Annotated in this window: 9 protein-coding genes; 1 reads left to right on the top strand and 8 read right to left on the bottom strand. The window is 61.3% G+C overall.

Annotated elements, in window-relative coordinates; genetic code table 11:
* Positions 1–155: 155 nt before the first annotated feature.
* From AC3IX1_RS02450 to glnE, 8 genes are all read right to left on the bottom strand, one after another.
* Positions 156–1,607, bottom strand: coding sequence for a lipopolysaccharide kinase InaA family protein (locus AC3IX1_RS02450; protein ID WP_489386994.1), 1,452 nt, complete (start codon positions 1,605–1,607; stop codon positions 156–158).
* Positions 1,607–2,359: a lipopolysaccharide kinase InaA family protein gene (locus tag AC3IX1_RS02445; RefSeq protein ID WP_489386993.1), complete on the bottom strand. Its 753-nt coding sequence runs from the start codon at positions 2,357–2,359 to the stop codon at positions 1,607–1,609. Before AC3IX1_RS02445 ends, AC3IX1_RS02450 begins: the two co-directional genes overlap by 1 nt.
* Positions 2,356–3,090, bottom strand: coding sequence for a lipopolysaccharide kinase InaA family protein (locus tag AC3IX1_RS02440; RefSeq protein ID WP_046039745.1), 735 nt, complete (start codon positions 3,088–3,090; stop codon positions 2,356–2,358). Before AC3IX1_RS02440 ends, AC3IX1_RS02445 begins: the two co-directional genes overlap by 4 nt.
* Positions 3,090–3,896 (bottom strand): lipopolysaccharide core heptose(I) kinase RfaP, encoded by an 807-nt coding sequence (gene rfaP, locus AC3IX1_RS02435; RefSeq protein ID WP_489386992.1) that lies wholly within the window; start codon positions 3,894–3,896, stop codon positions 3,090–3,092. The genes AC3IX1_RS02440 and rfaP overlap by 1 nt, the downstream gene beginning before the upstream one ends.
* Positions 3,897–5,018 carry a glycosyltransferase family 4 protein gene (locus AC3IX1_RS02430; protein ID WP_489386991.1) on the bottom strand — a complete coding sequence of 374 codons (1,122 nt, stop codon included), beginning with the start codon at positions 5,016–5,018 and terminating at the stop codon, positions 3,897–3,899.
* Positions 5,018–6,079: a lipopolysaccharide heptosyltransferase I gene (waaC, locus tag AC3IX1_RS02425; RefSeq protein WP_489386990.1), complete on the bottom strand. Its 1,062-nt coding sequence runs from the start codon at positions 6,077–6,079 to the stop codon at positions 5,018–5,020. Before waaC ends, AC3IX1_RS02430 begins: the two co-directional genes overlap by 1 nt.
* A 1-nt stretch (position 6,080) precedes the next feature.
* Positions 6,081–7,115, bottom strand: coding sequence for a lipopolysaccharide heptosyltransferase II (gene waaF / locus AC3IX1_RS02420; RefSeq protein WP_489386989.1), 1,035 nt, complete (start codon positions 7,113–7,115; stop codon positions 6,081–6,083).
* 243 nt (positions 7,116–7,358) lie between these two features.
* Positions 7,359–10,298, bottom strand: coding sequence for a bifunctional [glutamate--ammonia ligase]-adenylyl-L-tyrosine phosphorylase/[glutamate--ammonia-ligase] adenylyltransferase (glnE, locus tag AC3IX1_RS02415; protein WP_489386988.1), 2,940 nt, complete (start codon positions 10,296–10,298; stop codon positions 7,359–7,361).
* Between the two features lie 383 nt (positions 10,299–10,681).
* Here glnE and aceE point away from each other — a divergent pair, with 383 nt between their 5' ends.
* Positions 10,682–13,327 (top strand): pyruvate dehydrogenase (acetyl-transferring), homodimeric type, encoded by a 2,646-nt coding sequence (gene aceE / locus AC3IX1_RS02410; RefSeq protein WP_489386987.1) that lies wholly within the window; start codon positions 10,682–10,684, stop codon positions 13,325–13,327.
* Positions 13,328–13,331: the final 4 nt, after the last annotated feature.

The raw sequence follows: 13,331 nt of genomic DNA, 5'->3' as shown, positions 1-13,331 counted from the left end.
TCACAAGAACCTGTCTGCTTTCTCGGTTGGCAGTTCCGGCCTCATCGTCGGAACGCCGCCCGGAGCAAGCTCGCTCCCACATTTGAACTGAGGTGTTCACAGGTTTTGTGTTCACCACCAATCCCTGTGGGAGCGAGCCTGCTCGCGATAGCGGCTTAAGCAGCGCTGGAGATGTCTTTGGGCAACCGCTGATCAATGACCTGATAAAGGGCACTGCCCTCAGGCCAATTGCGCATGAACCGCGCGCGATCCCTTGCATACGCCGGGGCGAAGCTGCCAAGAGAGCCGTGCTGGCACATCGAGTCGAGGTCGATCAGCGCCCAGCGATCCTGCTGCCAGAACAGGTTATGCCCCTTGAAGTCGCCATGGCTGATGCGTAGACGAATCAATTCGGCGAACAGATGATCCAGTGCCGCCAGCTCGGCTTCCGGTGCATCACCGCTTTCAACATACGGCGCAAAACGCTCGATGATGTCCGGGCCCGACAGGTACTCGGTGATCAGGTAAGCCCGACTGCGCAGCCACAGGAAACGCTTTTCCAGCAACGCCAGCGGCTTGGGCGTGGCAATCCCGAGGAACGCCAGGCGGTTGCCTTCGCGCCATGAATGCCAGGCCCGGCTCGGGCGCCAGAAACGCTTGAGCCAGTGGGCAAAACCCTTGATGTTGTAGCGTTTGATCACCAGCGTGCGGCCGCCCACCTCGACCTTGCCGACGCTCGCCGCACCGCCGGTCTTGTACAGATGCCCCTGATCGAGCAAGGCGTCGGCCTGCTCCAGCACCGGCACCATCGACGACACTTCCTCGCGGCGAATCGCCCGCAATCCGAAGGCCCCGCGCTGGACGCTGAACAGCGTGCACTCGCGGCCGACCTTGATCAGGAAATCCTTGAGGCGCCAGCTGCGGACCTTGTCGATCTGCTTCTGCAACGCTTCCATGGGCAAGGCGTGTTCGCCGTTGCTGAGCAGGTAATACACCAGCAATTCTTCAATGAAGGGTTCGATCGACTTCGGCAACTGGGCGAAGAACACCCCGAGGTTTTCCAGGACCTTCTGCCGTGACAGCGGCTGGCCCGGCGTCTCGCTGCAGATACCCGCGCCATCGATCAGATACAGGCGGCCGCCCTGACGCAGCAAGTTATCCAGGTGCAAGTCTTCCTGCCACAGGCCCTTGCGATGCATCTGGCCGATCGCACCCAGCGCTTCGGCCAGCACCGCCCCTTGCCCATCGGACAGTACGGGCTGCTGCTCAACCTGCTTCCAGGTGTCGCCCAGGCTTTCGGCATGCTCAAGGAAATCAAACAGCAGCCAGCCGCCCTCGCCGTCCTTCAGGCCATCGGCCAACAGCTGCGGAGTAGTCAGCCCCTGGGCAGAGAGCAGGCGCACGCCGTCCAGCTCGCGCTGAAAATGCCGTGCAGCCTTGCTGCCGACCAGCAATTTGGCCAACACCGGCCGGCCACGCCAGACGCCGGCACCGACATAACGCTGCCCCGGCAACACCCGCAACAGACTCAGCAGTTGCAGCTCGGCGGGACCGGCGGCGTCGGCCAGCGAAACACTCAGCGGCAAGCTTGGGGCTCGGCCGGCAGACTTCAGTTCGGACAAACGCATCAGCGCGGCCCCTTTTGACTGCGCCGCGCGGTCAACCGCTGCAGCCAGCTGTCGATCAGCGAACTGTCCTGCGGTTGGTCCAGATAGGCGGCCAGCAGTTGCCGCAGTTGCGACTCGCCCCACTCGGGCGCGCGGCGTGTCAGCGGCTCCAGATCCTTGATTCGGTCACGCTGCCCGTACAGCAGCGGCCGGGTCTTTTCCAGGTCGATCAATTGAGCCTGATAGCCGTTGCCGGTGGCGCGCATGAAAATGTGCTTGGGATAGAAGCACCCATGCACCTGGCGTGCGGCGTGCAGCTGTCGGGCCAGTTCGCCACTGGCCTTGAGGATTTCCGAGTGCTGCTCAGGGCTCAATTGAGCCCAGCGCTGCAACAGCGAGTCGAGGTCGTCCCAACCGTCCAGGGCGCGGGTCATCAGGATCGCACGGACTTCGCCATCGACCTTGCGCTCCCCATAGAACACCGCGTCCAGCGCCGGAATGCCCATCTTCCGGTAACGGGAGATGTTGCGGAACTCGCGAGCGAAACTCGGCTCGCCAAACGGCGCGCGCAAGGTGCGGGTCAGGTAGTTGCTTTGACGCTTGAGGTAGAAACCATGACCTTCCAGATCCAGCCGAAACACGCTGCTCCAGCCGCCGCGACCGGTGTTGGGTTCGTCCACCGCATCGAGCTGTTTGGCCCAGAGCGTCTCGAACGTGCCGAGGCCATGGCGCTCAAGCAGCGCACGGTCTTCAGCGGCCAGAAAGTCAGTCATTCGCGTCCCTCGAAAAATCTCACCACGTGCCGGATGCGTTTTTTGTCCGCGGCATTGAGCCGGGTCCGGTTGCGGTATTGCAGGTAAAAGCGCAGGCGCTGGGTAGCCGACAATTGATACTTGGCGACCTTGTCCAGGCACGCCAGATCCTTGGTAATACGGTACTTGAGCCAGAAACCGCGCCAGAAATCGCCGTTGGGGCAGTCGATCAAAAACACTCGAGCCTCATCGTCGATCAGCAGATTACGCCACTTCAAATCGTTATGGGTGAAGCGGTGGTCGTGCATGGTCCGGGTGTATTGGGCCAGCTGACGGCTGACGGTATCGACCCAGGCGCGATCCGACAGTTTCGGGTCGCGGCGCTCGGCCAGTGCCGACAAGTCTTCGGTACGCGGCAGTTCCCGGGTAATCATCGCGCCGCGAGCGTAGGCCGCACCGCGCCGCTCCAGCCCCCAGGCCACCACTTCGGCAGTGGGGATGCCCCACTTGGCGAAGCGCTTGAGGTTCTGCCATTCCATCTTCACCCGAGGCTTGCCCAGGTAACGCCGCAAGCCTTTGCCAGCGCCCACATACCGCTTAACGTAATAGTTGACGCCATTGCGCTCGACACGGATGACCTCCGAGAGCACATCACTGGTCAAACGCTCGCCTTGCAGCGCAAACACAGCCTCGAGGCTGCCAAAGTCATCGGCCAACTCGCTGTAGGCCGGATCCAGTTTCCAACCCGACATCAGAGCGCATCCCCGTATCGCTGTTTACGCTCGTAGAGCTTGTTGGCCTTGCCATCGAGCCAGGCCAGCAAAGACGCCTCTTCAATCAGGATCTGGCGCAGCGGCTGCTGGAAATAGCCTTTGAGGAAACGCAGCTTGTCGCGGCGGGTCAGGCCGATGTCCAGCGCGGAAAAGTACAGCGCGGCCAGGTCCTTGTTGCGCCAGCGCGAGGTGATCGCCGGGCGGGTCTGGGCGCGGTGCAGGTCGATCACCGAAAGCTTGAAGTCATCAAAGGTCACCGGCTTGTCGGTGTGCAGCAGGAAATGGCAGATGTAGCAGTCGCGGTGGTTGACCCCGGCGCGGTGCATCATGCCGGTCATGCGTGCGACTTCGGCGATCAGCGCGCGCTTGAGTTTTGGCTCGGGCGGCTGCCTGGTCCAGTTAATGCTGAAATCTTCGAGACTGACCGTCGGCGCCAGCTCCTCAGTGACGATGAACGAGTGCTGGTCGGCCGGGTTGCTGCCCTTCTCGCCATATGCGACGGCGGTCATGGTCGGCACGCCGACTTCCTGCAGGCGCTGAATCGCCTTCCACTCCTGACCGGCACCCAGTACAGGAAGCTTGGCAGTGAGCAGGTTCTTGAAGATTTCGGCCCAGCCGATGCCACGATGGATTTTCACGAAAAACCCGTTGCCGTCGACTTCCGTGCGTAATGTCCGGCGTGCTTCCAGCTCGCGGTACACCTCGCCCTCAAGCCCCTCGACTTCGGCGAACGGGTCGCGTCCGGCCCAGAGGCTCTTGAACGGTTCAGCCAGCATCAACTTCATTTAAGCGTGCTCCGCCAGAATCACATCGGCCGCGTGCTGCGGCATGCTGTAGAGGTCGGCCGTTTCGGCGAAGGCCAGGCCATTGCGGCTCCAGGCCGCCCTTGCTTGAGCGTCGTTCAACATGCCGGTCAGGTACTGCGTCAGTTGTGCCTGATCGAACGGTTCGTCCAGCACCAGGCCCGCATCAGCCTCGGCGATGTAATGGGCGTAACCGCACACCGCACTCACCAGCACCGGCAGGCCGGCCACCAGCGCTTCGAGCAGCACGGTGCCAGTGTTTTCGTTGTACGCCGGGTGGACCAACAGGTCGGCACCCAACAGGAAACGCGGGATATCGCTGCGTCCCTTGAGGAACGTGACGTTGTCACCCAAGCCCAATGTTGCACTCTGCATCTGGAATAACTTGGGGTCATCCTGGCCAATTACAAACAGCCGGGTGCGCTTCCTCAATTCAGCAGGCAATGCCGCCAGCGCCTTGAGGCTGCGGTCCACGCCCTTGGTCTTGAACCCGGAGCCGATCTGCACCAGCAGCAGTTCGTCGTCCTTGAGGTTGAACTCCGCGCGGAACCCGGCGCGAATTTCATCGGCATCGGCTGGCCGGCGACGGTCCTGGGCAATGCCCGGTGGCAGCAGGTGGAAGCGTTCCAGCGGCGTGTCGTAATGCTTGATGAACAGCGGCTGCTGGACCTCGGAAATCATCAACACTTCGGTCTTCGCCTCTTTGGCGAACACCGCCCGCTCGTATTCGGCGAAATGGCGATAGCGGCCCCAACGACGATACAGCGAGTTACGCAGGTTCTGCGCCTTGTCTTCGAAACAACCGTCGGCGGCATAGTAAACGTCCAGGCCCGGCATCTTGTTGAAGCCGATCAGGCGGTCCACCGGGCGCCTGGCCAGGTCCGCCTCCATCCATTCGCTGAGCTTTTCGTTGCGCCGATGGTTGAAGAACGCCTTGACCGGCGCCACCAGCACTTCGAAACCCGGAGGGACGTCGCCTTCCCAGATCAGCGTATAGACGCGAATCTGATGGCCGCGCTTCTGGCACTCCAGAGCGATTCGCATGAAATCGCGCTGCAAGCCGCCAAACGGAAAATATTTGTACAAGACAAATGCCAATTGCATCAGCGCAGCTCCTCAGCCATTAACAACGTGCTCAGTCGGCTGGCGACACGCTCGGGATTCAGACGCGTGAAGCACAACGGCCACTCGCGTTTCAGGTCAAACTGACGGGCATCTTCAGCCGTCGGTTGATAAGTGCATTTCTTTTGCAGGCACGGTGCACAAGGGAAGTCGCTGGCCATGTGAATCTGCACCTTGCCATAGGCGCCGGTCAGGCCCGGGTTGGTCGGGCCAAACAGCGACAACGTCGGCACATCCAGCGCGGCGGCCAGATGGCCGAGGCCGGTGTCCACCGCCACGCAGGCCTGTGCGCCCGCCAGCACCTTGCCGACACCGGCCAGGTTCAGTTTGGGCAACACTTCGGCGTGTTTGAAACCGGCAGCGATGCGCTCGGCGCGGGCCTTTTCCACGGCATTGCCCCAAGGCAGTTTCACACCGACCCCAAGGTAGCCGACCCGTTCGGTCAGCGCGCGCCAGTAGGCTTCGGGCCAGTGCTTGGTGTCCCAGGTGGTGCCGTGCAGAAACACCACGTACGGATTCTTGCGCGGCAATTCCACCAGACGCTCGATATTCAGTCCGTAATCGCCCAGGCCTTTGGGCAAGTCATAGCCCAACGCGATGGCGAACAACTGACGCACTCGCTCCACCGCGTGCTGCCCACGGGCAACGGCCAGACGCCGGTCGTAAAAGCGCGCGGCGATTGGCTCGCGTGCAGAGTTTTTATCGAGACCGGCCACCGGAGCCTTGACGTAACGGGTCAGCCAGGCGCTTTTCAGCAAGCCCTGGGCGTCGATCACCAAGTCATATTGGGTGGCGCGAACGCTTTGCTTGAAGCGTTTCCACTCACCGCTCTTGATGGTCTGCCAGATGTTTTTGCGCCAGCGACGGATCGCCACCGGAATCACCTTGTCCACCGCCGGATGCCAGGTCGGGATCTCGGCAAAGCCTTCTTCCACCACCCAGTCGAACTTGATGCCGGGAATCGCCCGCGCCGCGTCGGTCAACGCCGGCAACGCGTGAATGACGTCGCCCAGCGAAGAAGTCTTGATCAACAGAACCCGCAAGCTATTTGACCTCGACCGGAGTGCCTTGCAACCGCTGCAAGGCTTCGTTCACCGCTTGCGGCATGAGTTGGCGCAGGCAGTTGTAATGGCCGAAACGGCAGGTGCGATCGAAGCATGGGCTGCATTCGATACCCAGGCGAACGACTTCGACGTGCTCGGCCAACGGTGGCGTGAAACCTGGCGACGTCGAGCCGTAGACCGCAACCAGCGGGCGGTTCAGCGCGGCGGCGACGTGCATCAGGCCGGAATCGTTGGACACCACCGCATCGGCGCAGGACATCAGGTCGATGGCTTCGGCCAGCGAGGTGCCGCCACTGAGGTTCACTGACTCTTCACGCAGACCGGGAATCAGCCGCGCGCGGATGTCTTCGCCCACGGCGTGATCGTTTTTCGAACCGAACAGCCAGACTTGCCAGCCTTCGCGGATCTTCGTTTCGGCAACCTTGGCGTAATGCTCGGACGGCCAGCGCTTGGACTCGCCGAACTCGGCACCGGGGCACAGGGCCAACACCGGGCGGTCGAGGGTCAGGCCGAATTTGGCCAGCGCCGCTTCGCGGGTAACCGGGTCGATCTGCAGCGTCGGACGCGGATAGGGTTTTGGCAATTCAACGCCCGGCTCGTAAGCCAGGGCCATGAAGCGCTCGATCATCAGCGGATAACGATCCTTGTCCAGCGTGCGCACGTCGTTGAGCAGGCCATAGCGCAATTCGCCACGCCAGCCGGTGCGTTTCGGGATGCCGGCAAAGAACGGCACCAGCGCCGACTTCAGGGAATTGGGCAACAGGATCGCCTGGTCGTACTGGCCAGCCAGGGATTTGCCGATGCGCCGACGCGTTGCCAGCTCCAGGACACCGTGACCGAGCGGAAAGCTCAAGGCCTGGCGAACTTCGGGCATACGCTCGAGAATCGGCCGGCTCCACTCGGGGGCCAGCACGTCGATTTCGCATTGCGGGTGGCGTTGTTTCAGACACTGGAAAAGTGTCTGCGCCATCACCATGTCACCGACCCAACTGGGCCCAACGATCAGAATATTCATGTGGTTTCCATAAACGAACCGGGGAGGCCTACGCCTCCCCGCCTCGAAAATTCTACAAAACACCGCAGATCTACCGTGGGAGCGAGCTTGTGGCGAGGGGGCTTGCCCCCGTCGGGCTGCAAAGCAGCCCCAAAAACTCTGATGCACCAAAGATCTTGTGAGTGCTACGCACTCAAACGGGGGCAAGCCCCCTCGCCACAGACTCGCTCCTACAGGGAATATTGGCGTATCAAATATCCCGTTTCAGCTTAGCCCCAGCTCACGCCAGATCCGCATGACCTGCCGCCGTTCGTCCGCGAACTGGTCGCCCGGAATCACCCCCGGGTCCTTCTGCAAGGCCTGCCGGTGGGCGGCGGAACGGTACGCTTTATAGGCTTCACGCAACAGGCTGGCATCTTCGACGGGCATGAGCCCTTCATGCTCCAGCTCTTCCAGAATGCGGATGTTGTCCGTCCAGCGCAGCAATGGCGGGTGTGTTTCGGACCACGCCAGGGCCGCGTATTGCACCATAAATTCAATATCGACGATACCTCCGGCGTCCTGCTTGATATCGAACGGCGCCGTGGCCTCGAAGGCATTTGCCCCGGTGCCCGCCGCCGTGCTCTTGCTGCCGAGGTTATCGCGCATCTTGGCGCGCATCTCGCTGACCTCCTGGCGCAGGGTCGGCAGGTCACGCGTCTTGCCCAATATCGCGGCGCGGACTTTCTCGAACGCCTGGCCGACATCCTGACTGCCCACCAACACCCGCGCCCGCACCAGCGCCTGGTGCTCCCAGGTCCAGGCCTCGTTTTCCTGATAGCGGGCAAACGCGCCCAGGGAACTTACCAGCAACCCCGACGCACCGGACGGCCGCAGACGCATGTCCACTTCATACAGCTGCCCGGAGTTGGTCTGCGCCGTCAACAAGTGAATGATCCGTTGCCCCAGCCGGGTGAAGAATTGCGCGCCATCGATGGGTTTGGGTCCGTCGGTTTCAGCCTGCGGATCGCCATCGTGGATGAAGACCAGATCCAGGTCCGAACCATGCCCGAGTTCCAGGCCGCCGACTTTCCCATAACCGACAATGATGAAGCCGGGATCGCACAAGGTGCCATCGGTGCGCAGCGGCGTGCCGTACTTGGCCACCGTTTGACGCCAGGCCAGCGCCAGCACTTGCTCCAGGATCGCCTCGGCGAGCCAGGTCAGGTAATCGCTGACTTTCATCAGTGGCAGGCTGCCGGCGATTTCCGAGGCGGCCACCCGCAAGCGGTGCGCCAGCTTGAAGTGGCGCAGGGCTTCCATTTGCTGTTCGAGGTCGTCCTCGGGAATCCGTGTCAGGCGCTCGCGCAATTCGGCCGCCAGCTCTGGCGCCAGTGGCGGCTTGAACAGCCGGCCTTCGTTGAGCAATTCGTCGAGCAGCAGCGGGAAGCGGGTAATTTGCTCGGCGATCCACGGGCTCGCCGCGCACAGCGTCAGCAAACGCCGCAACGCACTGGGGTTCTCGGTCAACAGCACCAGGTACGCGGAACGACGGGCCACGGCTTCGACCAGCGGCAGCACCCGTTCCAGTACCAGGTCCGGATTGTCATGTTCCACGGCCTGCGCCAGCAAACGCGGAATAAAAGCATCGAGACGTTCGCGCCCCAGACGCTGCATCGCCCTCAATTGCGGGCTGCCGCGCAAACCGGCCAAGGCTTTCAAGGCTTTTGGGGCATCCTTGAAACCGCCCTCTTCCAGTTGGCGGCAAGCGGCCTCATCGTCCTGAGCCTCTTCCCACAGCGGCAACCACTCACCGCCGACCACCACTTCACTTTCGGCGCCCTGCTCTTCGTCGGGATCGGCGATCACCTGCCCGAAATGCCAGGCCACGCGGCCACGCCAATACATCAGTTGTTCGTGGAACGCCGTCCAGTTGGCGAAACCCAGCATAAAGGCAATACGCGCCTGATCCTGTTCGCCATTGGGCAACATTTGCGTCTGGCGATCGGCAATCGCCTGAATCGCGTGCTCGGTGTAACGCAGGAATTCGTAACCTTCACGCAGCTCGCTGATCACGGCCGGCGGCAGGTAACCCTGACCTTCCAGCGTGCTCAGCACCTTTAATAGTGGGCGCTGCTGCAGGCTCAGATCGCGGCCGCCATGGATCAACTGGAACGCCTGGGCAATGAACTCGACTTCGCGAATACCGCCGGAACCGAGCTTGATGTTGTCGGCCATGCCCTTGCGCCGCACTTCCTGCTGGATCAGCTGCTTCATGGTGCGCAGCGCTTCGATGGCGGAAAAGTCCAGGTAACGCCGGTAAACGAATGGCCTCAGCATGTCTTGCAGTTGCGCGCCAGCCACTTGATCGCCGGCCACCACCCGCGACTTGATCATCGCGTAGCGCTCCCAATCGCGACCCTGATCCTGGTAATACTGCTCCAGCGCATTGAAGCTCAGCACCAGCGCACCCGCCGAACCGTAGGGACGCAAGCGCATGTCAACGCGGAATACAAAGCCGTCGACAGTCATCGGGTCCAGGGCCTTGATCAGCCGCTGGCCCAGGCGAATGAAGAACTCCTGGTTATCCAGCGGGCGTTTCACGCCGACGGTTTCGCCGCCCTCGGGGTAGGCGAATATAAGGTCGATGTCCGAGGACAGGTTCAACTCCACCGCGCCGAGCTTGCCCATGCCGAGAATGACCATCTGCTGCGGCTCGCCGCTGCGCCGCCCGGTCGGCACGCCGAACTGCTGGCAATGCCGCACATATAACCATTGATAGGCCTGATCGATGCTGGCATCGGCCATGTCCGAGAGGTCGCGGCAGGTCTGGACCAGGTCAGCCTGGCGGGTCAGGTCGCGCCAGATGATCCGCACCTGATGCCGTGCACGCTGGCGGCGCAAGGCGCGGCCAAGCAGATCGTCGGTCTCGGCCACGTTTGCGGCGGCCGCGATCTGCCCGCACAACTCACCGGGAGCGAAGCTGCGGTCCAGTTCGCCGGACTGCACCAGTTCCAGCAACATCAAAGGGTCACGAACACACTGTTCAATCACGAAATCGCTGGCGGCGGTGACGCGGGCAAATTGCGCCCAGCGTTCCGGGGCCCAGGCAGACAGCCCGTGGTCATCGTCCAGAGCGGCGACGGCAGCCCGGAATGACTGCTCGGCGCGGGTGACAAACGGCAGGAGAATGGCGGGCAGTTCAGCAAGCGAAGGGAGGCTCATGGTCTATCCTTGATCGGCGTACAACGGACTGCATGTAGTGGATTGCGAAAACCCACTACCTGAGGGACTGTCGAACAAAAGTTAGAAATAGCTGAAATTTCTTTAATTTTGGCAGCCAGCATCAAGCTTTTACCTTTTGTAGTTGGAAAAAGACCAACCTTAACGATTATTCTCACAACGCAGCCGGGGGCCACAAGCCGCTCTTCTGTAGTTTTACTACTCGTATATACATTAGCCGGGCTGAAATGCCGGAAGATTTGTAGTAAAACTACACGCCGCCGGAACAACCTGTCGGCAATCCAAGAATTCATAACGTCTGCCCACAAGGCCAGTCGCTAACTCAGGCAACCGATTCTGGTAGCCTTTCCGCCCTGGAGCAAGCCATGCAAGACCTCGATCCCGTCGAAACCCAGGAATGGCTGGACGCCCTGGAATCGGTTCTCGACAAAGAAGGCGAAGACCGTGCTCACTATCTGATGACCCGTATGGGTGAACTGGCGACCCGCAGCGGTTCGCAGTTGCCTTACGCCATCACCACGCCTTACCGCAACACCATCCCGGTAACCCACGAAGCACGCATGCCTGGCGACCTGTTCATGGAACGCCGCATTCGCTCGCTGGTACGCTGGAACGCGATGGCCATGGTAATGCGTACGAACCTGAAAGATTCTGACCTCGGCGGTCACATCTCCAGCTTCGCTTCCAGTGCGACCCTGTATGACATCGGCTTCAACTACTTCTTCCAGGCCCCGACCGAAGAACACGGCGGCGACCTGATCTACTTCCAGGGCCACACCTCGCCAGGCGTTTACGCCCGCGCATTCATGGAAGGCCGCATCACCGAAGACCAGATGAACAACTTCCGCCAGGAAGTCGACGGTCAGGGCCTGTCGTCCTACCCGCACCCTTGGCTGATGCCTGACTTCTGGCAGTTCCCGACCGTGTCCATGGGTCTGGGCCCGATCCAGGCGATCTACCAGGCACGCTTCATGAAGTACCTGGAGCACCGCGGTTTCATTCCTGCCGGCAAACAAAAAGTCTGGTGCTTCCTGGGCGACGGCGAGTGCGACGAGCCGGAATCCCTGGGCGCGATCTCCCTGGCCGGCCGCGAGAAGCTGGACAACCTGATCTTCGTCATCAACTGCAACCTGCAGCGCCTCGACGGCCCGGTTCGCGGCAACGGCAAGATCATCCAGGAACTCGAAGGCGTGTTCCGCGGTGCTCAGTGGAACGTGACCAAAGTCATCTGGGGCCGTTTCTGGGACCCGCTGCTGGCCAAGGACACCCACGGCATCCTGCAACGTCGCATGGACGAAGTCATCGACGGCGAGTACCAGAACTACAAAGCCAAAGACGGCGCGTTCGTGCGTGAACACTTCTTCAACACGCCTGAACTCAAGGCAATGGTCGAAGACCTGTCCGACGACGAGATCTGGAAACTCAACCGTGGCGGCCACGACCCGTACAAGGTCTACGCGGCGTACCACGAAGCGGTCAACCACAAAGAACAACCGACCGTCATCCTGGCCAAGACCATCAAGGGTTATGGCACCGGCGCCGGCGAAGCGAAGAACACTGCGCACAACACCAAGAAAGTCGACGTCGACAGCCTGAAGTTGTTCCGTGACCGCTTCGACATCCCGGTCAAGGACGACGAGCTGGAAAACCTGCCGTTCTTCAAACCGGAAGAAGGCAGCGCCGAAGCCCGTTACCTGAGCGAGCGCCGTACCGCACTGGGCGGCTTCGTACCTCAGCGTCGCGCCAAGAGCTTCAACATCCCGACTCCGCCACTGGAAACCCTCAAGGCGATCCTGGACGGCTCGGGCGACCGCGAAATTTCCACCACCATGGCCTTCGTGCGGATCCTCGCGCAACTGGTCAAGGACAAGGAAATCGGCCCGCGCATCGTGCCGATCATCCCGGACGAAGCCCGTACCTTCGGTATGGAAGGCATGTTCCGCCAGCTGGGCATCTACTCCTCCGTCGGCCAGCTCTACGAGCCAGTCGATAAAGACCAGGTGATGTTCTACAAGGAAGACCAGAAGGGCCAGATCCTCGAGGAAGGCATCAACGAAGCGGGCGCCATGAGCTCCTTCATCGCTGCCGGTACTTCGTACTCCAGCCACAACCAGCCGATGCTGCCGTTCTACATCTTCTACTCGATGTTCGGCTTCCAGCGTATCGGCGACCTGGCATGGGCCGCCGGCGACAGCCGCACCCGTGGTTTCCTGATCGGCGGCACCGCCGGCCGTACCACCCTGAACGGTGAAGGCCTGCAACACGAAGACGGTCACAGCCACCTGCTGGCCTCGACCATCCCGAACTGCCGCACCTACGATCCAACCTACGGCTACGAGCTGGCGGTGATCATTCAGGACGGCATGAAGAAGATGACCGAAGAGCAACAGGACGTCTTCTACTACATCACCGTGATGAACGAGTCGTACCAGCAGCCAGCCATGCCGGCCGGTGCCGAAGAAGGCATCAAGAAAGGCATGTACCTGCTCGAAGAAGACAACCGCGAAGCAGCGCACCACGTTCAGCTGATGGGCTCCGGCACCATCCTGCGTGAAGTCCGCGAAGCGGCGAAGATCCTGCGTGAAGAGTTCAACGTCGGCGCCGACGTATGGAGCGTTACCAGCTTCAACGAACTGCGTCGCGACGGCCTGGCCGTTGAGCGCACCAACCGTCTGCACCCGGGCCAGAAGCCTAAGCTGAGCTACGTCGAAGAGTGCCTGATCGGCCGTAAAGGTCCGGTCATAGCCTCTACCGACTACATGAAACTGTTCGCCGAGCAGATCCGTCAGTGGGTACCGTCCAAGGAATTCAAAGTCCTGGGCACCGACGGTTTCGGCCGCAGCGACAGCCGCAAGAAACTGCGTCATTTCTTCGAAGTCGACCGTCATTTCGTGGTGTTGGCAGCCCTGGAAGCACTGGCTGACCGTGGTGACATCGAACCTAAGGTCGTGGCTGAAGCCATCGCCAAGTTCGGTATCAACCCGGAAAAACGCAACCCACTGGACTGCTGAGGAG

The sequence above is a fragment of the Pseudomonas sp. KH_046_2 genome, assembly GCF_057838985.1.
The sequence above is the reverse complement of the archived record's forward strand: the minus strand, read 5'-3'. Positions and strand labels throughout refer to the sequence as shown.

Bases quoted from the DNA above. Each gene is read 5' to 3' on its own strand.
- AC3IX1_RS02450 (WP_489386994.1), bottom strand. From the start codon at position 1,607: ATGCGTTTGTCCGAACTGAAGTCTGCCGGCCGAGCCCCAAGCTTGCCG.
- AC3IX1_RS02445 (WP_489386993.1), bottom strand. From the start codon at position 2,359: ATGACTGACTTTCTGGCCGCTGAAGACCGTGCGCTGCTTGAGCGCCAT.
- AC3IX1_RS02440 (WP_046039745.1), bottom strand. From the start codon at position 3,090: ATGTCGGGTTGGAAACTGGATCCGGCCTACAGCGAGTTGGCCGATGAC.
- rfaP (WP_489386992.1), bottom strand. From the start codon at position 3,896: ATGAAGTTGATGCTGGCTGAACCGTTCAAGAGCCTCTGGGCCGGACGC.
- AC3IX1_RS02430 (WP_489386991.1), bottom strand. From the start codon at position 5,018: ATGCAATTGGCATTTGTCTTGTACAAATATTTTCCGTTTGGCGGCTTG.
- waaF (WP_489386989.1), bottom strand. From the start codon at position 7,115: ATGAATATTCTGATCGTTGGGCCCAGTTGGGTCGGTGACATGGTGATG.
- glnE (WP_489386988.1), bottom strand. From the start codon at position 10,298: ATGAGCCTCCCTTCGCTTGCTGAACTGCCCGCCATTCTCCTGCCGTTT.
- aceE (WP_489386987.1), top strand. From the start codon at position 10,682: ATGCAAGACCTCGATCCCGTCGAAACCCAGGAATGGCTGGACGCCCTG.